The sequence below is a fragment of the Marichromatium purpuratum 984 genome (assembly GCF_000224005.2).
Lineage (GTDB): Bacteria > Pseudomonadota > Gammaproteobacteria > Chromatiales > Chromatiaceae > Marichromatium > Marichromatium purpuratum.
Map to the genome: position 1 here is coordinate 2,578,963 of NZ_CP007031.1, position 20,131 is coordinate 2,599,093.

The 20,131-nt window shown below is 66.7% G+C and carries 17 protein-coding genes; 7 read left to right on the plus strand and 10 right to left on the minus strand.

Translation table 11 applies throughout. The annotated features are described in order from the left end of the window. The first annotated feature begins 81 nt into the window (after positions 1–81). Both MARPU_RS11235 and MARPU_RS11240 read left to right on the plus strand, forming a co-directional pair. Positions 82–1,116 (plus strand): thioredoxin family protein, encoded by a 1,035-nt coding sequence (locus MARPU_RS11235; protein WP_005223652.1) that lies wholly within the window; start codon positions 82–84, stop codon positions 1,114–1,116. A gap of 164 nt (positions 1,117–1,280) precedes the next feature. Further along, positions 1,281–2,015: a PilZ domain-containing protein gene (locus tag MARPU_RS11240; protein WP_005223651.1), complete on the plus strand. Its 735-nt coding sequence runs from the start codon at positions 1,281–1,283 to the stop codon at positions 2,013–2,015. A gap of 9 nt (positions 2,016–2,024) precedes the next feature. Here MARPU_RS11240 and MARPU_RS11245 read toward each other — a convergent pair whose 3' ends face one another. The 6 genes from MARPU_RS11245 to MARPU_RS11270 are packed head-to-tail and all read right to left on the minus strand — an operon-like array spanning position 2,025 to position 7,426. Next, positions 2,025–2,846 carry a hydrogenase expression/formation protein gene (locus tag MARPU_RS11245; RefSeq protein ID WP_005223650.1) on the minus strand — a complete coding sequence of 274 codons (822 nt, stop codon included), beginning with the start codon at positions 2,844–2,846 and terminating at the stop codon, positions 2,025–2,027. A gap of 16 nt (positions 2,847–2,862) precedes the next feature. Further along, positions 2,863–3,162, minus strand: a complete 300-nt coding sequence (locus MARPU_RS11250; protein ID WP_005223649.1) for a HypC/HybG/HupF family hydrogenase formation chaperone — start codon at positions 3,160–3,162, stop codon at positions 2,863–2,865. A gap of 3 nt (positions 3,163–3,165) precedes the next feature. Then, positions 3,166–3,810: a HyaD/HybD family hydrogenase maturation endopeptidase gene (locus MARPU_RS11255; RefSeq protein WP_005223648.1), complete on the minus strand. Its 645-nt coding sequence runs from the start codon at positions 3,808–3,810 to the stop codon at positions 3,166–3,168. Then, positions 3,807–4,499, minus strand: coding sequence for a Ni/Fe-hydrogenase, b-type cytochrome subunit (gene cybH, locus MARPU_RS11260; protein WP_005223647.1), 693 nt, complete (start codon positions 4,497–4,499; stop codon positions 3,807–3,809). The genes MARPU_RS11255 and cybH overlap by 4 nt, the downstream gene beginning before the upstream one ends. A gap of 45 nt (positions 4,500–4,544) precedes the next feature. Beyond that, a complete protein-coding gene (locus MARPU_RS11265) occupies positions 4,545–6,335 on the minus strand; it encodes a nickel-dependent hydrogenase large subunit (RefSeq protein WP_005223646.1) in 1,791 nt (596 codons plus the stop codon). Then, positions 6,332–7,426: a hydrogenase small subunit gene (locus MARPU_RS11270; RefSeq protein WP_005223645.1), complete on the minus strand. Its 1,095-nt coding sequence runs from the start codon at positions 7,424–7,426 to the stop codon at positions 6,332–6,334. The genes MARPU_RS11265 and MARPU_RS11270 overlap by 4 nt, the downstream gene beginning before the upstream one ends. A 761-nt stretch (positions 7,427–8,187) precedes the next feature. On the opposite strand from MARPU_RS11270, the gene MARPU_RS11275 reads away from it, so the two are divergent. Continuing rightward, on the plus strand, positions 8,188–9,552 hold the full coding sequence (locus MARPU_RS11275; protein WP_005223644.1) for an MFS transporter: 1,365 nt from the start codon (positions 8,188–8,190) through the stop codon (positions 9,550–9,552). Positions 9,553–9,570: 18 nt separating this feature from the next. On the opposite strand, the gene oadA is transcribed toward MARPU_RS11275, so the two are convergent. Together oadA and MARPU_RS11285 are read right to left on the minus strand one after the other, a co-directional pair. Further along, positions 9,571–11,388, minus strand: a complete 1,818-nt coding sequence (gene oadA, locus MARPU_RS11280) for a sodium-extruding oxaloacetate decarboxylase subunit alpha (RefSeq protein ID WP_005223643.1) — start codon at positions 11,386–11,388, stop codon at positions 9,571–9,573. A gap of 81 nt (positions 11,389–11,469) precedes the next feature. Continuing rightward, a complete protein-coding gene (locus tag MARPU_RS11285) occupies positions 11,470–12,888 on the minus strand; it encodes an acetyl-CoA carboxylase biotin carboxylase subunit (RefSeq protein ID WP_005223642.1) in 1,419 nt (472 codons plus the stop codon). A 350-nt stretch (positions 12,889–13,238) separates the two neighbouring features. Between MARPU_RS11285 and MARPU_RS16765 the strand changes: the two genes are divergently transcribed. Continuing rightward, positions 13,239–13,841 carry a TetR/AcrR family transcriptional regulator gene (locus MARPU_RS16765; RefSeq protein ID WP_005223641.1) on the plus strand — a complete coding sequence of 201 codons (603 nt, stop codon included), beginning with the start codon at positions 13,239–13,241 and terminating at the stop codon, positions 13,839–13,841. Between the two features lie 179 nt (positions 13,842–14,020). Continuing rightward, positions 14,021–14,233 carry a hypothetical protein gene (locus tag MARPU_RS11295; protein ID WP_005223640.1) on the plus strand — a complete coding sequence of 71 codons (213 nt, stop codon included), beginning with the start codon at positions 14,021–14,023 and terminating at the stop codon, positions 14,231–14,233. 50 nt (positions 14,234–14,283) lie between these two features. Here MARPU_RS11295 and MARPU_RS11300 read toward each other — a convergent pair whose 3' ends face one another. Beyond that, positions 14,284–15,261 carry a THxN family PEP-CTERM protein gene (locus tag MARPU_RS11300; RefSeq protein WP_005223639.1) on the minus strand — a complete coding sequence of 326 codons (978 nt, stop codon included), beginning with the start codon at positions 15,259–15,261 and terminating at the stop codon, positions 14,284–14,286. A gap of 330 nt (positions 15,262–15,591) precedes the next feature. Between MARPU_RS11300 and mfd the strand changes: the two genes are divergently transcribed. After that, positions 15,592–19,083, plus strand: coding sequence for a transcription-repair coupling factor (mfd, locus tag MARPU_RS11305; RefSeq protein WP_005223638.1), 3,492 nt, complete (start codon positions 15,592–15,594; stop codon positions 19,081–19,083). 7 nt (positions 19,084–19,090) lie between these two features. Here mfd and fur read toward each other — a convergent pair whose 3' ends face one another. Further along, complete coding sequence (gene fur / locus MARPU_RS11310; protein ID WP_005223637.1) at positions 19,091–19,507, minus strand: ferric iron uptake transcriptional regulator; 417 nt, start codon at positions 19,505–19,507, stop codon at positions 19,091–19,093. A 132-nt stretch (positions 19,508–19,639) separates the two neighbouring features. Here fur and MARPU_RS11315 point away from each other — a divergent pair, with 132 nt between their 5' ends. Next, positions 19,640–20,131, plus strand: a complete 492-nt coding sequence (locus MARPU_RS11315) for an outer membrane protein assembly factor BamE (RefSeq protein WP_043762625.1) — start codon at positions 19,640–19,642, stop codon at positions 20,129–20,131.

A 20,131-nucleotide genomic window follows, 5' to 3' on the forward strand; every position in this document is an offset into this window, starting at 1 on the left:
ACCGGCGCAAGGCAGTGCTGGCACATCCCCGCCAAGTGCGGTTAGCATCGACCTATCGCAAACGATTCAGGGAGATAGGCGATGCGAACCACCGGCAAACGCCCCCGCACCACCGCCCTGCTCGCCACGCTGACCGTGCTGCTCTGCCCCCCCCTGGTGCAGGCCGAGGACCCAGCGGGCCGATTGCTCGGCGCCAAGACCAGCGAACACCCGACGTGGTTCAAGGAGAGCTTCCTCGAGATCGCCGAGGATGTCGACGAGGCCAGCGCCGCCGGGCGCCACCTGATCCTGTTCATGGAGATGAACGGCTGTCCCTATTGCTACAAGATGGTCGAGGAGAACTTCAAGCACGGCCCGCATCGCGACTTCATCCGCACACATTTCGACATCATCGCGCTCAACGTCAAGGGTGATCGCGAGGTCGCCATCACCCCGGATACCCGCCTGCCGGAGAAGGCACTGGCCGAGTTCTATCAAGTCGAGACGACCCCCACGCTGATCTTCCTCGACGCCACCAACACCCCGGTGGCAAAGATCGGCGGCTATCGCAACCCCGAGGACCTCAAGCGCATCCTCGACTATGTCGACACGCGCGCCTACGCCGAGCAGTCACTGGCCGATTATCTGCGCAACCACCGCGAGCAGGGTCGCTACCAGCTGCGCACACACCCGCAGATCCGCGAGATCGAGGATCTTTCAACGGTCGAGGGAGCACTGGCGGTCCTTTTCGAGGACGACGCCTGTCTTGCCTGCGATGCACTTCATGATGGTCATCTCGCCGACCCCGCAGTGCGCGAGGCACTCGCCGATTTCACCCTGGTGCGGCTCGATGCCAGCGCCGAGACCGCAATCGTCGCCCCCGACGGCACAGCCACCAGTGCACGCACGCTGGCCCGCGACCTCGACATCCTCTACCGCCCCACCCTGGTGCTTTTCGACCAGGGCGAGGAACAGGCGAGGATCGAAAACATGCTCTATCGTTACCATTTCATCGGCATGCTTGAGTATGTCGGCGCAGGTCACTATCAAGACTACGCCGATCCCTTCGACTATATCGACGCCAAGACCGCAGCCCTGCTCGCCGCTGGCGAGGATGTCTCGATCTCGGACGAATAGCCTTCCGGCACTGGCCGGTTCGTCCCTCCTTCAGCCGACCCAGCCGTCACCCCGACGGTATCTGGAAAGGCCTTGCAGCGCACCCGGGACAGGAATCCCGCGCAGTTGACAGCCGCGTACGGAAACAGGCATCGCGACGATCAACGACACTGGGAGAGACAGGCATGCAGACACGACGACTTCGCCAACCGGAGAAGCGCACCCAACGGCGGATCCCGATCCAGATGCCAATCGATGTGCTGCTCGAGGACCACCCCACGCCGCTCAGGGCGATCAACCAGGACCTCTCCTGGGGCGGGGCGCGCTTCGTCACCGAGCGCGCGCTCGAGACCGACAGCGACACCCTGCGGCTGTTCTTCCCCTGGCAGCAGGACTCGAGCTTCTGCGCCGACGCCGAGATCATCCGCCGCGAGGCGCTCGACGACGGTCGCTTGATCGTCGCCACCCGCTTCTTCCGCGTCCCGCCGCTGAGCGAGCAGCGACTCGAGATCATGCTCGCGCAGCTCGCCGGACCGCAGGCGGCGCTTCCCCTGAGCGAACGTCTCGAGCTGGTCTACAACGACCCCGACGACATCTGCGACGTGCTGCGCCAGATCGCCGCCGGCGGGCTGATGGTGACCACCACCGCGGCCTACCGCGAGGACCAGAGCATCCGCCTGTCGATCGCCGGCACCGAGATGAGCAGCGAGCTGACCCTGCGCGCGCGGGTGATCGATCAGGCGCGCCAACTACTGCCCGGACATGAATGGGCGCCGCTACACCAGATGGAGTTGCGCTTCGAGCACTCGGTGAGCGATCTCTACGGCTTCATCCGTGGTTTCGCGCAGGGACTGCCCGAGGAGACCCTGGGGCGTGAGCGTATCCGCGCCTGCGCCTCACGACTGGCCAGCCACGGCTAATCTTCCGGCTCAGCGCAAGACGGCAAGGATCTCGTCCAGACGCGGCGCGGCGTCGGCAATGTCCTCGGCGGTTGCCAGCGCGGCGCTCGGCACCTCGGCAAGCTCCAGGGTCTCGAGGACCGCTCGACCCTCGGGGTTGAAATGGGCGACCCACCAGCAGTGGCGCAGCCGCGTCGACTCGATCCGGCAGCTGCCGTAACCACGCGACAGGATCGCCACCGGGCCACGACCGAGCACCTGCTCGAGCATCGGCGGATCGGCCGGTCCACGCGGCGAGAGGCTGAGATTGATCACCCGTGGGGCATCCCCCCGACACCAACCATCGTGCGCCGCGCCCAACTCGGCACAGACCGCACGCGCGCCCAGCGCCGCCCCCCAGTCATCGACCTCACGCAGCCGTTCAGCGGCCACCGCGGCGGCGATCCGTGACACGCAGACCGGGATCGACGCCACCTCCAACCGCTCGCCCCGCTCATCGACGACCCACCAGACTCCGGTCAATCGGGTCTCGCGGACACTGAACTCGGGCCGATGGGCACAGACCACCTCGACCTCGCCCCGTCCGAGCGCCTGGGCGACCAGCTCGCGCGCGCTCGAACTGGAGAAATCGAGCGTCAGACACTGGGGCACGGGGCGATCGAGCAGCGCGCGCAGCGCGTCGAGACAGCGCACCCCCTCCCGCTCAGCGATACCACCAGGCGAGTCGATCGAGACAGGCGGCGCATAAGTCTGCATCGGCGCCGACATGGGCGCACCGATCGGAGTGGCGGGATCGGTCTCGTCGCTCTGACGGTCTGTCCCCGGCAGGACCGGGGGGATGGTCGGTTGCATCAGGGTCTCCGGGGGCTCAGTCCTTGGCGCGCAAGTGCTCGGGCAGCTGCGGTTCGCGCCCGATCAGGTCGGCGAACAGATGATCGACCGACTCGCCGGCAAGCGCCAGCTCCACGGCCAGCAGCGCGTCACGCACCCGCTGCGCCTCGCCAGGATCCATCAGCTCGCGGGCACTGTCGAGAAAGACCAGCACCCAGGTCCCCGGCGGCTGTTCGCCGACCAGACGCATGTCGACCCGACGCCGCTGTTCGCCATCGACGCACCAGGCCCAGCACGGACCGCTCTCGATCACCTCCATCGGCACGCCAATGCACATGACTCAGCCCTCTCGCAGCCGTTCGAGCACCCGCGCATCGCCGATCCGACAGGCCTGCTCGACGCTCGGACGTTCCTGCTCGTAGCGCCCCAACGCCAGCGCGCCATGCGGCAGGTCGGCGAGCGCGCTCGGCTCCGAGGGCTGTGTCAGCGCCGTCCAAGCGACCCCATGGGGCGCGAGCCAGTCGCGCGCGGCGGCCACCGCCGGCTCGATCATCGCCCGCACCCCAGGGGTGAGACTGCCGCCGAAGTCCTCGAGTTCAGCAGGCTGGACCCCGACGAGCAGCATCCGCTCGGGCAGGTCGCCGAGCAGCGCGGCAAGCGCCAGCACCTCCTGGAACCCGGTCTGGTGCAGGCTCATCTTGCGCGCGCCGAGAAAGCGCGGCACCGCCTCGCCCTCGACCAGCTCGAGCGTGCCCGGCGCCAGCCCGTAGTCGACCGCATCGAAGATCACCAGCAGCTCGGCCCAGCGCACCTGATCGACCAGATAGATCCCCTGGGTGCCACCATCGAGCACCCGCACCTCGGGGCCGAACCGGTAGTGCCGGGCGAGGTGCTCGACCACCCGCACGCCAAAGCCCTCGTCGGCCCACAGCAGATTGCCGATGCCGAGCAGCAGGGTGCGCGGAGAATCGGAGGCGGCGCTCACGGTCGATCGTCCTTGAACATCCGCCAGCCGCTGATCATGGTGCTGATCAGGCTCTGGCGCGACATGATGTCCTCGCGGATGGCGGTATAGACGTGGAGCATCACGAACACCACGATCACCCACATCCCCCAGTGGTGCCACATGCGCACGTCCTGGCTCTGCCCGACCCAGGGGATGACCCAGCCGAACAGCTCGTCCTGCCAGGAGCCGAGACCGGTCTGCTCGGCATAGAGGGCGAAGCCGGTGACGATCATCACCAGCCCGCCGACGGTGATGATGGCGACCATGAACAGGTGCGCCAGCGGGTTGTGGCCGATGTACTTGCACGGCTCGCGCTCGAGGAAGGCGTACCAGCGCAGCTCGTGCACCAGCTCGCGCCAGAAGCGCCGGCGCCAGAACGGCAGGGTGAAGAGCTGGCGCGAGTAGGTATTGCCGACCAGCGCCCAGTAGATCCTGAACAGGAAGCCGACGGCGAACACATAGGCCGCGGCGAAGTGCAGGAAGCGAATGTTGCCCATCAGGTAGTGATCGCTCGCCTCCCCCGAGAGGGTCGGCGGCGGCGCGCCGATCAGATAGCCGGTGATGGCGAGCACCAGGATCGAGAGCGCGTTGACCCAGTGCCACACCCGCACCGGGGCCTGATAGACATAGACCGCCGTCTGCTTGACCGTTGGGACGTCTTGCAACATGGCTGCAACCTCCGCGTTGTCTGGGGTGTCGTCGGACACAGGTCCTCAACGGACCTTGACCCGGGTCAGCTCCTCGCCGCCGGGCCCCATGACATGGGTCGAGCAGGCCAGACAGGGATCGAAGCTGTGCAGGGTGCGCAGGATCTCCAACGGCTCGTCGGCGCGCGCCACCGGGGTGTTGAGCAGCGCCGCCTCGAAGGCGCCGATGTTGCCGGCAGGATCGCGTGGCGAGCCGTTCCAGGTGGTCGGCACCACCGCCTGATAGTTCTCGATCTTGCCCGCCTCGATCACCACCCAGTGACCCAGCGCGCCGCGCGGCGCCTCGCTGGTACCCACGCCCTTGGCGCGCTTCGGCCAGGTCGAGGGCTCCCAGCGCTCGACGTTGGCGGTGGTGGTGTCGCCGGCGGCGATCGCGGCCATCAGCTTGTTCTGGAAGTGGCGCAGCTTGTGCGCCGCCCAGGAGGCCTCGAGGCCGCGCGCGGCAGTCCGCCCCAGGGTCGAGAACAGCGCATCGAACGGCAGCCCGAGATCGGTCAGCAGCTTGTCGACCGGCTCCTTGAACTCGGCGATGCCCTTGGCGTAGCCGATGGTCCAGCGCGCCAGCGGCCCGACCTCCATGGCGTGCCCGCGCCAGCGCGGGGCCTTGATCCAGCTGTACTTGGCGCGCTCGTCGATCTGCTCGATGCGGGTACGCGTCCCCTTGGTGTTGGGACCGAGGGTGAAGTCGGGCTCGGTGATGCCGTCCCAGGGGTGGAGTCCGCGCGACTCGTCGGGATAGCTGAACCAGGCGTGGTCGACGAACTCCTGGATCTCCTCGGGGTCGCGCAGGTCGACGTCGTGGATCTCGTCGAGCCGACCGTTGATGATCGCCCCGCGCGGCAGCAGCTGGTTCTCCGCCGAGTCGTCGTTGGCGTGCTCGGGGATGTCGCCGTAGGAGAGCACCGCCTGGCTGCTCAGCCCGCCGCCATAGGTCCAGTCCTTGTAGAAGCCGGCGATGGCGATCAGATCGGGGACATAGACCTGGTCGATGAACTCGATGGTGCGGTCGATGATCGAGGAGATCAGGTTCAGCCGCTCCATGTTGACCGCACCCACCGCACCGGTCCCGTCGACGTTGATCGCGCAGGGCACGCCACCGACCAGCCAGTTGGGGTGCGGGTTCTTGCCCCCGTAGACGGTGTGGATCTTGACGATCTCCTTCTGGAAGTCGAGCGCCTCGAGATAATGGGTGAGCGCCAGCAGGTTGGCCTCGGGCGGCAGCTTGTAGGCCGGATTGCCCCAGTAGCCGTTCATGAAGGGACCGAGCTGACCGGACTCGACGAAGCGCTTGACCCGGTTCTGCACGTCGCGGAAATAGCCCGGCGAGGACAGCGGCCAGGCCGAGATCGACTGCGCCAGGCGCGAGGTCTCGCGCGGATCGGCGTCGAGCGCCGAGACCACGTCGACCCAGTCGAGGGCGTGCAGGTGATAGAAGTGCACCAGGTGATCGTGCACCTGCAGCGTCAACTGCATGATGTTGCGGATCGAGTTGGCGTTCTCGGGGATGGCGATGCCGAGCGCGTCCTCCACCGCGCGCACCGAGGTCAGCGCGTGGGTCCCGGTACAGACGCCGCAGATCCGCTCGGTGAAGGCCCAGGCGTCGCGCGGATCGCGCCCGCGCAGGATCACCTCCAGCCCGCGCCACATGGTGCCGGTGGAGACGGCGTTGCGGATCACGTTGTCGTCGTCGAGGTTGACCTCACAGCGCATGTGCCCCTCGATGCGGGTGACCGGATCGACCACCACGCGCCGACCCGAGTCGTCGAGGCTGAAACCGTTGGCTGTCTTCACCGTCATTCTTCACGCTCCTCGTGCTGCGCTTGATCGCGCTGTTTGGTCCGGTGCAGCGCGCTGGCCACCGCATGCGCCCCGATCGCCGCGCCCACGGTGCCGGCGGCGGCGATGCCGACCCGGTCGGCGTTGGCCTCGATGCCGAACACATGGGTATCGGTGACGTGATCGTAGAAGCTGTCCTTGTCCCAGAAGTCGCGTTCGGAACAGCCGATGCAGCCGTGACCGGACTGGATCGGGAAGGACACGCCGTCGTTCCAGCGCACCGTGGAACAGGCGTTGTAGGTGGTCGGGCCCTTGCAACCCATCTTGTAGAGGCAGTAGCCCTTGCGCGCGCCCTCGTCGTCCCACGACTCGACGAACTGACCGGCATCGAAGTGCGGACGGCGGTAGCACTTGTCGTGGATGCGCTGACCGTAGAACATCAGCGGCCGGCCCTGCCGGTCGAGCGGCGGCAGCCGGTCGAAGGCGAGCATGTAGGTGATCACCCCGGTCATCACCTCGGCGATCGGCGGACAGCCGGGCACCTTGATCACCGGCTTGTCGCGGATCACCTCGTGCACCGGGGTGGCGCGGGTGGGATTGGGACGGGCGGCCTGGACACAGCCCCAGGAGGCGCAGGAGCCCCAGGCGATCACCGCCTTGCAGTCGGCAGCGACCTCCTCGAGCTGATCAAGGAAGGGCCGACCGGCGATGATACAGCTCATCCCGTCCTGGGCCAGCGGCGGATTGCCCTCGACGGCGAGGATGTAGTTGCCGCGATAACGCTCGCGGATCTCCTCCAGGATCGCCTCGGCCTGATGCCCGGCGGCGGCCATCAGGGTGTCGTCGTAATCGAGCGAGATCATCGACAACACCACGTCCTGCACCAGCGGATGGGCCGAGCGGATGAACGACTCGGTGCAGCAGGTGCATTCCAGCCCGTGCAGCCACAGCACCGGGGTACGCGGCTTGGTCTCCATCGCCTCGGCGATGCGCCCGGCATAACTCGGCGCCAGACCGAGCGCGGCGGCGGTCAGACTGCAGTATTTGAGGAAACTGCGGCGGCTGATCCCCTGCCGGCGCATCACCTCGTAGAAGGTCTCGGTGCTTGCCATCGTCCTCCCCCTGTTGTCGACCGCTCGCGTCACGACGCGTGGCCATGTCCACGAGGATTATAGGCAAATACGCCAGAACCCAAAAATATCATTGACGGTGCATGACGCACCAGAACGGAGCAGCGACTGGGAGCTGCCAGCCTTCAGCTCCCAGCCGCCAGTGGACGCCAGCCCTCAACGAAGGCGGCGGGAGACCGATTCGAACCACGAAGCCGCAAAGCACACAAAGAGGTCTTGAGCGCTCGACCTTTTGACGTTCGGCGAAGACCCGACCCGAACCGCGACCAGACAGCAACCCGCCTGAGCCACAAGCCGAAGACTGGATGCCGCCCCCGGCGGACACGCCGCGCACTCCCCTACTCGACAACTCCCTTCGCGCCCTTCGTGACTTCGCGGTTCAATCTCTTGGCGGCTGAAGGCCGATTTGAACCACGAAGCCGCAAAGCACACAAAGAGGTCTCGAGCGCTCGGCTTTTTGACGTTCGGCGAGAACCCGACCCGAGCCGCAACCAGACAGCAACCCGCCTGAGCCACAAGCCGAAGACTGGATGCCGCCCCAGCGAACACATCGAGTGCCCCCTACTCGACAACCCCCTTCGCGCCCTTCGCGCCATTGCGGTTCAATCCGCTGGCGACTGGCGACTGGCGACTGGCGACTGGCGACTGGCGACTGGCGGCTGACGGCTGACGGCTAGCGACGTTCGCTTTCTCCCCGCCTTTACGGTTCAATCCCCCGACCGAGACCGAGGATTGGGCCGACGATGACCGCAACGACCACCACACCGACCGCCCCCCGCCAACGCGCCCCCGCGCGCGAGCTGTTCGGCTGGGCGATGTTCGACTTCGCCAATCAGTCCTATACGCTGCTGATCATCACAGTGGTGTTCGGTGATCTGTTCACCCGGGTGATCGTCGGGGACGCGCCGGACTACCGCATCGGCAATCTGCTGTGGAGCCTGGCGCTGGCGGCGAGCTATCTGCTGGCGGTGGTCTGCGCCCCGGTGGCCGGGGCGATCATGGATTATGACGCGAGCAAGAAACGCTTCCTCTTCGCCAGCTATGTGGTCACCGTGCTCGCCACCGCGGCGCTCTATTTCGTCGCCCCGGGGCTCGCTTGGCTGGGGGTGGTGCTGCTGATCGTCTCCAACCTCGCCTACTCGCTCGGCGAGTCCTTCATCGCGAGCTTCCTGCCCGGGCTGGGCCCGCCCGAGGACCTCGGCAAGATCTCGGGGTTCGGTTGGGCGCTCGGCTACATCGGCGGCATGTGCTCGGCGATCTTCGTGCTGCTGGTGCTCGGCGAGGTCAGCGCCGAGAACTTCAAGCGCATCCGCTGGGTCGGCCCCTGGGCGGCGGTGTTCTTCCTGCTCGCCGCCATCCCGACCTTCCTCTGGGTACGCGAGCGCGCGCGGCCGCGACCGCGCCCGCCCGGCCAGGGCGCGTTGCGGCTCGGTCTGGGTCGGGTGGCGCAGACCCTCGCCCACCTGCGCGGGCACCCCGATCTGGCGCTGCTGCTGGTCTCGGTGTTCTTTTCGATGAGCGGGATCTCGATCATCATCACCTACGCCTTCATCTACGGCGCCCAGGTGATCGGCTGGGACGGCGAGGTACGCACCCTGATGTTCGTGCTGGTGCAGATCACCGCCGCGCTCGGGGCGCTGGGCTTCGGCTTCGTGCAGGATCGGCTGGGGGCGCTGCGCACCTATCGCATCACCCTGTGGATGTGGCTGGCAGCGATCGCGCTGATCTATCTCACCCCGGAGATCGCCAGCCAGGCGCAGACCCGCTTCGGACTCGACTGGGAGGCGCAGCACGTCTTCCTGGTGGTCGGTTGTGTGGCGGGCCTGAGTCTCGGCGCCTGTCAGTCCTCGACCCGCACCCTGGTGGGGCTGTTCGCGCCACGCTCGCGCGCGGCCGAGCTGTTCGGCTTCTGGGGGTTGGCGACCAAGCTCGCCGGGGCCTTCGGGCTGCTCGCCATCGGGCTGGTGCAGGGGCTGCTCGGGCTGCACAGCGCGATCCTGCTCTGTCTGTTGCTGTTCGCCGCCGCACTGTTCGGCGCCCGCGGGGTGATCGAGCAGCGCGGACGGGCACTCGCCGAGGCTCACGATCGGGGCCGGGCGCCCTGGTGAGGACGCCCGGCGCCGCGATCAGGCCTCGATCGCGATCAGCACCTCGTCGGGGCTGACCGAGTCGCCCTTGGCGACGAAGACCTCGGTCACGGTGCCGGCGATCGGCGCCTGGATCTCGGTCTCCATCTTCATCGCCTCGGTGATCAGCAGCGGCTGACCGGCCTCGACCCGGTCGCCCTCGGCGACCAGCACGTCGACGATGTTGCCCGGCATCGAGGTGGTGACGTGCCCGGGCGCGCTCGGACGCGGCCGCTTGCCGGCGATCTTCTGCGCCACCGCACCCTCAGCACCGCCGGTGAGCACCAGCTCGTCAAGGGTCTCGACCACCACCTCCTCGGGCACACCGTCGATGGTGAAGTAGAAGTGACGATCGGCCTGCCCCTTGTGGCCGGCGCCGGTGACCTTGATGTGGTAGGTCTCGCCGTGGACCGCGACGTTGAACTCGGTCGGGGCGTTGGCCGCCGTCTCGCTCGGCGGCGGCTCGAGCGGCTCGGGCTGGAGGGTGCCGGCGGCGCGCTGCTCGAGGAAGGCGCGACCGATCTCGGGGAACATGGCGTAGGTGAGGACGTCCTCGTCACCCTCGGCGAGCGCGCCGATCTCACCCTGCAGCCGCGCTAACTCGGGCTCGAGCAGGTCAGCCGGGCGGCAGTCGATGGCCTCGGCGTTACCGATCGCCTGGCGCTGCAACGCGGCGTCGACCGGCGCCGGGGCCTGACCATAGCGTCCCTGGAGATAGCCCTTGACCTCGTTGGTGATGCTCTCGTAGCGCTTCTCGGTGAGCACGTTGAGCACCGCCTGGGTGCCGACGATCTGCGAGGTCGGGGTGACCAGCGGCGGATAGCCGAGATCCTTGCGGACCTTGGGGATCTCGGCGAGCACCGCCTCCATGCGATCGAGCGCGTTCTGCTCGCGCAGCTGGTTGGCGAGGTTGGAGATCATCCCGCCCGGCACCTGGTTGACCTGGACGCGGGTGTCGACCCCGGTGAAGTCGCTCTCGAACTGGTGGTACTTCTTGCGCACCTGGTGGAAGTAGATGCCGACCTCCTGGATCGCCTCCAGGTCCAGCCCGGTGTCGTACTCGGTGCCGCGCAGTGCCGCCACCAGGCTTTCGGTCGGCGGGTGGGAGGTGCCGCCGGCGAAGGCCGAGATGGCGGTATCGATGGTGTCGCAGCCGTTCTCGATCGCCTTGAGATGGCACATGTCGGCCAGCCCCGAGGTGGCGTGCGAGTGCAGGTGCAGCGGCAGCTCGACGCTGTCCTTGAGCGCCTTGACCAGCTCGGCGGTGGCGAAGGGGGTGAGCAGCCCGGCCATGTCCTTGATGGCGATCGAGTCGCAGCCCATCTCGGCCAGTTCGCGCCCCATGCGCACGAAGCCCGCGGTGTCGTGCGCCGGGCTGACGGTGTAGCAGATGGTGCCCTGGGCGTGCTTGCCGGCGGCCTTGGTCGCCTCGATCGCGGTCTTGAGGTTACGCAGGTCGTTGAGCGCGTCGAAGATGCGGAAGACGTCCATGCCGTTGGCCGCGGCACGGGTGACGAAGGCACGCACCACGTCGTCGGAGTAGTGACGGTAGCCGAGCAGGTTCTGACCGCGCAGCAACATCTGCAGCCGGGTGTTGGGCAGCGCCTCGCGCAACCGGCTCAGCCGCTCCCAGGGGTCCTCCTTGAGGAAGCGCACGCAGGCGTCGAAGGTCGCCCCGCCCCAGCACTCGAGCGACCAGAACCCGATGGCGTCGAGCTTGGGACAGATCGGTAGCATGTCCTCGGTGCGCATCCGGGTGGCGATCAGCGACTGATGGGCATCGCGCAGGATGACGTCGGTGATATTGATCTTCGGCATGGTCTCGTTCTCGGCCGGGCCTTGCCCGGCACCGTGAAGGATTGAAGCATCGCGCGGGCAGCGGCGCCCGCGCCCCGGCGGCTAGAGCCCGGCGTGCGCGGCGATCGCCGCGGCCAGTGCCGCGGCGACGTCCTCGCGCCGTCGCTTGGTCGAGTACTCGAGCAGCTCCGGGTGCGATTCGACGAAACTGGTGTTGAAGCGCCCGGCGCGGAATTCGGGATGACGCAGGATCTCCTGGTAGAAGGGGATGGTGGTCCTGACCCCGAACAACCCGGTATCGCGCAGGGCGCGATCACCACGATTGATCACGTCGTCCCAGCTCAACGCCCAGACGATGACCTTGGCGAGCATCGAGTCGTAATAGGGCGGGACGGTATAGCCGGTATAGATGGCGCCATCGGTGCGCACACCCGGTCCACCCGGGGCGTAATAGCGCGAGATCCGCCCGAAGCTCGGCAGGAAGTTGTTCTTCGGGTCCTCGGCATTGACGCGGAACTGGATGGCGAAGCCACGACGCTGGATCTCGTGCTGGGCGAAGCGCAGCGGCAGCCCGGCGGCGATGCGGATCTGCTCCTCGACCAGGTCGACGCCGGTGATGGTCTCGGTGATGGTGTGCTCGACCTGGATGCGGGTGTTCATCTCCATGAAGTAGAAGCGCCCGTCGCGATCCTGGAGGAACTCGACCGTGCCCGCATTGGTATAGCCCACGGCACGCGCGGCCAACACCGCCAGACCACCGACGTACTGGCGTTCGGCCTCGTCGAGCTGCGGCGAGGGGGCGATCTCGATCAGCTTCTGATTGCGCCGCTGGATGGAGCAATCGCGCTCGAACAGATGCACGCAGTGACCATGATGGTCGGCGAGCACCTGGACCTCGATATGGCGTGGATTGACCACGCACTTCTCCATGAAGACCTCGGCGCGGCCGAAGGCCTTGGTCGCCTCTGAGATCACCCGCTGGTAGTTGTGGCGCAGCGCCTCGGCGTCGTCGCAACGCCGGATGCCGCGACCGCCGCCACCCGAGGTGGCCTTGAGCATCACCGGATAGCCGACGCGCTCGGCGCAGGCCAGCGCCTCGTCGAGGTTGGCGAGATTGCCATCACTGCCGGGCGTGACCGGCACCCCGGCGCGGATCATCGCCTGACGGGCCTCGGTCTTGTCGCCCATCCGGGCGATCACCTCGGCGCTCGGACCGATGAAGGTCAGCCCGCGCCGGGCACAGGCGGCAGCCAGCTCCGGGTTCTCGGAGAGGAAGCCATAGCCGGGATGAATGGCATCGCAGCCGGTGGCCACGGCCAGGTTGACGATGGTGTGGACATTGAGATAACCGGCCAGCGGATCGCTGCCCAGGCTATAGGCCTCGTCGGCCTTCTTGACATGAAGCGAATGACGGTCCGCCTCGGAATAGATTGCCACCGAGCGGATGCCCATCTCGGCGCAGGCGCGAATGACACGCACCGCAATCTCTCCGCGGTTCGCGATCAGTATCTTTCGAAGCATTGGTTAGCCTCAGGAATGGCCGGTTCAGTGGACCGAGTCAGAACGGTGAGGATCGTTCGGCTGCACTTGCTGCTTTGCAGCAATATACCCAAAGGCGGTCTGGGTGCAAAGGATGCACACCGGGACATGGCACCGACGTCACCGAAAGGACGGCGTAGAAGCGATCAATTTCGCTGCACGGCGGCGCAGTTTAGCGCAACTTCATCGAATGCTGTCAATCGTGCCCAAACGCGTCCCGTCCCGTCAGGGGGACACGAATGCACCAAAAAGACCGCACAACAATGGATTGCCCCCGGTTGACGCAAGCGTGATCGCGTCCTAGATTTCAAAAAAACCAACTCGTCTGTTTTATGCATAGCGCCAAGGCCCTCAAGACCCGCGCCCGTATCCTCGAGACCGCCACGGCGCTGTTTCATTCCCATGGCTACCACACCACCGGGATCGATCGCATCATCGCCACGGCCGAGGTCAGCAAGGGCAGCTTCTTCTACCACTTTCGCAACAAGGAGGCGCTCGCCAGCGCCGTGCTCGCGCACGATCTCGACGAGGCCCTGAGCGAGTTCGGTCTAGCCGACGGACGAGCGTCCGAGGGCGAGCCCCGGCACGCGCTGCTCGCCCTGCTCGCGGCGATGGCCGCACGGATGTCACGCCCCGACGCGCAGGGACGGCCGCGCGGCTGCCTGTTCGGCAACCTCGCCGCCGAGCTGAGTCTGGAGCCCGGCCCCCTGCACCAAGAGGTCCGCGCCGCCCTCGAGCGTCTACGCGCACTGATCGCGGAGCTGCTGCGAGGCGCCCAGCAACGGCAAGAGATCATGACGACCGAGCCCCCGGAACGACTCGCCGGGATGATCCTGAGCCTGCTCGAGGGCGCGGCCCTGCTCGACAAGTCAGCACAACGCACCGCAGAACTCCCCCGGGCGCTGCACTTCATCGAGCAACGACTGCTCGACTGAGCCGGAGGATGACAGGGGACGTGACAGCCCCCTAAAAAGACAGACTTGTCTGTTTTCGAGCAATCGCCAGGACCGCAACGCCAGACGAGCGCACCAGGCAGTCCGCCACGGGGGAGGCCTCCCCACCAGGGCCCCATCGGCCCTCCATCATCGATGTCTGCGACAACATGGAGCACGCGATGAAGAGCAAGACGCTGATTCAGGTCGCCATGTCCGAGGAGACCCTGACGCGTGTCAGCACGCGGCTGACCCGGCTCGACGGCGTCGAGACCGTCGAGCACCGACGCGCCGGGCTACTGTTGATCGAGTTCGACCCCGAGCGGGTCGGCCTGCGCCACCTGATCGAGACGGCGCGTACCTGCAGCGATCGCGCCGAGATCGTCGACCTCTAGGGCGACCCGGGTCGGGACCCGTCCTCCCCGACCCGGGTCTTCGCCAGGCCCTATCGGCCGCGACGACCCAACCCGCGCGACAGCCCCGCGACAAGCAGCCCACCGCCAATCAGCCCCAGCGGGGCCGGCAACGGCACCGACTGGACCGGCGGGGTCGCGACCGGCGGAAACAGCGCCTCGGTGCTGACCGCGAAGGCGAACCGGAAGGTGGTCGCCTGTTCCTCGGCGGTACGGAAACCCTGACACCCGGCGCCCAACCCGAGCGCGGCGCACTCTTGCTCGTGCAGGGTGGCCATCGGTGCGACCCCGCCGCTGGCGTCCTGCAACAGCAGGCTCACCAGATACGCATTACCGTCGTAGAGGAAGGGGATGTCCAGGGTCTGCACCGCGAGCAGTCCGAACAGATCCGGACAGGGGTTGGTGCTGTCGCCGGCGCACGCCCCCTGGTTCGCCGTCTCCTTGAAGAAGAGTTCGAAGTCCAGGGTCCGGGTATCGATGCTGGGACCAGTGCTGGGCAGCTCTGGCGTCAGGGTCAGGCTGGTCGCGATACGTCCCCACTCGAGGGTCGAGTAGCGCGACGAGAGCCGGTTGTTCCAGTGGGTCAGGCTGGTGCCGACGCCGATCTCGGCGGCGTCATCGACGCTGCCGTCGACGACCGTCGAGACCGAGCCGATGGCCGGACCGCCGCTGCTCAAGTCATCGGTCACGCCATTACCGATGGTCAAGGCGCTGCGGTTGCGATCCGGATCGGTTGACGGTTGGCGAAAGTCGGGACTGATCGTCGGCGGCCTGCGAAACCAACACTTGATCCCCATGAACCCACAACTGCTGTAGTCGATATAGTCGGCAGCTCCCCAGGACAACTCGCGCTCACCGATCCGGACCTCACCGGTCGAGCCCGAGAATCGAGCATTCACGAATCGTGACTCAGCGCCATACTCCCACTGGGTCACCACCGGTCCGGCGAACGCCTCGCCCAACGTCACCAAGGCCAGGACCGGCATCTTCATCACTATCCGCTTGATCATGCTGACTCAACTCCTTTGTCTTCCCTGCTATCTTCCCTGCGCCGGGGCAGTTCATGATGCGCCGCATCCGGGTGGTCCCTTCTCGCAACGATGACGCACCCCCGGTGCGGGCATATAGGGCACGCTCCATGCCACATAACAGCAACAGACTGAAGACAAAGACATTTCATGAAACGCAATGCGCCATGAGCAAAAAACAACACATAAAGTGTAAACAAAACCGACGATCGGTCCTGTCAGATAGAACGCACTCAACCGCACCGCACCATCTGCAGATCCGCCCCTGCTGTGCGAGAATCCCATGCTTGTCGAAGTGACGAGGACCCGTTCGTGAACCAGGCCACATCCGCCACCCTGCACTCCCCGCTCGAACCACCGCTGCCAAAAGGCGTGAGTGAACGCAGGTGCTGGGGAGGACTGCACGGGGCCGGCGCGGCGCTCGCCATCGCCACTGCCGCCAGCCGTCACCCCGGGCTGGTGCTGGCGTTGGCCGAGGACGTGCAGGCCGCGCGGCGGTTGCAGGCGGAGCTGGGCTTCTTCCTCGCCGGTAGCGCACTCCCGGTGCTCGGCTTCCCCGACTGGGAGACCCTGCCCTACGACGTCTTCTCACCGCTGCCCGAACTGGTCTCCGAGCGGCTGCTGACCCTGCACCGCTTGCCGGGTCTCACCCGCGGCGTGCTGGTGGTGCCGGTGGCGACCCTGCTCCAGCGCCTGCCGCCGCGCGACTATGTCGATGCCCACTCGCTGGTACTCGCCTGCGGCGACCGGCTCGATCTCGACGCCACCCGACTGCGGCTCGAACACGCCGGCTACAGCGGTGTCTCGCAGGTCATGGGACACGGCGAGTACGCGGTACGCGGCTCGCTGCTCGACGTCTTCCCGATGGGCAGCCAGCAACCGTTACGCATCGACCTGTTCGACGACGAGGTCGAGAGCATCCGTCTGTTCGACCCCGAGACCCAGCGCTCGCACGAGCGCATCGAGCAGGTGCGGATGCTGCCGGCGCGCGAGTTCCCCTTCGACGAGCAGGCGATCGTCGGCTTCCGCAGCCGCTATCGCGCCAGCATCGAGGGCGACCCACAGCGCAGTCTGATCTATCGCGAGGTCTCGGAGGGGCGCACACCGGGCGGCATCGAGTCCTATCTGCCGCTGTTCTTCGACGACACCGCCACCCTCTTCGACTATCTGCCCGCCACCACCCTGGCAATCGAACCGGCGAGCGGTCGCGAGGCCGGCGCGGGCTTCCTCGCCAGCGTTGCCGAACGCCATGAGCAGCGTCGCCACGACGCCGAGCGCCCGCTGCTCGCCCCCGAGCAGCTCTATCTCGGCGTCGACGAACTGGCCGCCGCGCTCAACCGCATGCCTGGGGTGAACTACCGCACCGCACCGTTCGACACCCGCCCCAAGGGCTATGCCGGAGTCGACAACTTCGCCACCCTCGATCTGCCCCCACTGGAGCTGCAGGCGCGCGCCGCCGAGCCGGCACGAGCGCTGCAGCGCTTCCTCGCCACCCCGGGGCAGCGGGTGCTGCTGGTAGCCGAGAGCACCGGGCGGCGCGAGCTGCTCGCCGAGCAGCTGCGCGACTTCGGCATCCACGCCAGCCAGGTCGCTGATTGGGGCGCCTTCGTCAACGGCGAGCAACCACTGGCGCTCACCGTCGCCCCGCTCGAGCAGGGGCTGCGGCTCGCCGACCAGGGGCTGGCGCTGATCACCGAGACCCAGATCTATGGCGAGCGGGTACGCCAGGAGCGTCGCCGTCGTGCCCGCGAGCGCGACGGCGACGCGGTGGTGCGCAACCTCACCGAACTGACCGAGGGCGCGCCGGTGGTCCACGAGGAGCACGGCGTCGGGCGCTATCTGGGGCTGCAGACGCTCGAGGTCGGCGGCAGCAGCACCGAGTTCCTCACCCTCGGCTATGCCAAGGGCGACAAGCTCTATGTCCCGGTCAGCTCGCTGCACCTGATCTCGCGCTATACCGGCGCCACCCCCGAGCAGGCACCGCTGCACCGACTCGGCGGCGAACAATGGGAACGGATCAAGCGCAAGGCGGCGCAGAAGGCCTGCGACGTCGCCGCCGAACTGCTCGACGTCTACGCCCGACGCGCCGCCCGTCAGGGCGTGGCCAGTCCCGCGCCCGATACCGACTATGGCGCCTTCGCCGCCGCCTTCCCCTTCGAGGAGACCCCGGACCAGCTGCGCGCGATCGACAGCGTGCTCGCCGACATGGCCGACACCAAGCCGATGGATCGGGTGGTCTGCGGCGATGTCGGCTTCGGCAAGACCGAGGTGGCGATGCGCGCGGCCTTCGTCGCCGCCAACGGTGGGCGCCAGGTGGTGGTGCTGGTGCCGACCACCCTGCTCGCCCAACAGCACTTCGAGAATTTCTCCGACCGCTTCGCCGACTGGCCGATCAGAATCGAGAGCCTGTCGCGCTTTCGCACCGCGCGCGAACAGAAGCAGGTGTTCGCGGGATTGGCCGAGGGCACCATCGACATCGTCGTCGGCACCCACAAGCTGCTCCAGCCAGGTATCGAGTTCCACGACCTGGGGTTGGTGATCGTCGACGAGGAGCACCGCTTCGGAGTGCGCCACAAGGAGCGACTCAAGCAGCTGCGCAGCGAGGTCGATATCCTCACCCTCACCGCCACGCCGATCCCGCGCACCCTCAACATGGCGATGTCGGGGCTGCGCGACCTGTCGATCATCGCCACCCCGCCGGTCGAGCGTCACCCGATCAAGACCTTCGTCAGCCCGTGGAACGACGGCCTGATACAGGAGGCGGTACAACGCGAACTCAAGCGCGGCGGTCAGGTCTACTTCCTCCACAACGAGGTCGAGACCATCGAGAACCAGGCGCAGAAGCTCGAGGCGCTGATCCCGAGCGCGCGTGTCCAGATCGCCCACGGCCAGATGCGCGAGCGCGAACTCGAACGGATCATGCGTGACTTCTACCACCAGCGCTTCAACCTGCTGGTGTGCACCACCATCGTCGAGAGCGGTATCGACGTGCCCAGCGCCAACACCATCGTCATCAACCGCGCCGACAAGCTCGGCCTGGCCCAGCTCCATCAGCTGCGCGGCCGGGTCGGGCGCTCGCACCACCGCGCCTACGCCTATCTGATCACCCCGCCGACCAAGGCGATGACCACGGACGCGGTCAAGCGGCTGGAGGCGATCGAATCGATGGAGGACCTCGGCGCAGGCTTCACCCTCGCGACCCACGACCTTGAGATCCGCGGTGCCGGCGAGCTGCTCGGTGACGAGCAGTCGGGACAGATCGCCGAGGTCGGCTTCTCGCTCTACATGGAGCTGCTCGAGCACGCGGTCGAGGCGCTCAAGGCCGGGCGTACCCCGGAACTCGATCGACCGCTCAGTCACGGCGCCGAGATCGACCTGGGGGTCCCGGCGCTGCTGCCGAGCGACTATCTGCCCGACGTGCACGCCCGACTGGTGATGTACAAACGCATCGCCAGCGCCACCAGCAAGGAAGCGCTGCGGGAACTACAGGTGGAGATGATCGACCGTTTCGGGCTGCTGCCCGAACCGGCCAAGCGTTTGCTGGAGATCACCGCACTGAAGCTGCGGGTCCAGCCATGGGGGATCGTCAAGATCGAGGTAGGGATCGGCAGCGGGCGGATCTGCTTCGAGGACAATCCGCGGATCGATCCGGCCCGGCTGATCGGGCTGATCCAGGAGCAGCCCAAGGTCTACCGGCTCGATGGCGGCGACACGCTCAGGTTCTATCGCGAGATGCCCGAACCCGAGCAGCGACTGCGCCAGGTCGAGCAGCTCGTCGAGCGTCTTACCGGCGAGGGCCGTTGAGCGGGCATCAGTCCTGCGACTGACACCCCGGGCAGACGCCGTAGATCACCAGCGAGTGGTCCTGGATACGGAACCCCTTGTCCTCGGCGATCTGCGACTGGCGCTCCTCGATCAGACTGTCGACGAACTCGACCACCTTGCCGCACTTGACGCAGACCAGGTGGTCGTGGTGATCTCCGCTATTGAGTTCGAACACCGACTGCCCGCCCTCGAAATTGCGCCGGCACACCAGTCCGGCGCTCTCGAACTGGGTGAGCACCCGGTAGACGGTCGCCAGACCGACCTCCTCGTCCTGACTCAGCAATTGCTTGTAGACGTCCTCGGCACTGAGATGGCGCTTGCGGCTCTTCTCGAGGATGCCCAATATCTTGACCCGCGGGGCCGTGACCTTGAGGCCCGCACGTTTGATCTGTTGATTTTCCAAAACCGCTCTCCCCGTCTAGCCCGGAGGCGTCGGCGACCGCCCGGACTGCGTTGCTCACGCGCCGCCCGGTGATCGGGATCCGGCGCTGCTGTATCATGCCACGGTTATTCGCACAGTCATCGACGCAAAACAATGCGAAAGATTCTCACGTTTTCGATCCTCGGTTCTTTGTTGATTATCGTCGCGAGCGGTTGTTCGCGGGACAAGCGACCCGACGAGTACCGATCCTCCATGCTGGAGAACCTGCCATTCGTCTACAAGATGACGGTGCAGCAAGGCAATATCATCACCGAGGAGATGATCGATCAGCTCCAGCCGGGCATGACCAGGCGGCAGGTGCAGTACCTGCTCGGCACCCCGCTGCTGACCGATTTCTTCCATAACGACCGCTGGGATTACACCTATACCATCAAGCGTGGACACCAGCCGATGGAGATCCGCTATCTGACGCTGTACTTCGCGGAGGACAGCCTAGTTCGGATCGAAGGGGACATCAAACCCGACCCCATCCGGGCCCAGTCACGCGAACCCCGAGAAATCCTGGTCAAGGTGCCGGACCACGAGGGACGCAAGGGGCTGGTCGAGCGCAGCCTCAAGGCCGTCGGCCTGGAGCCCAAGGAATAA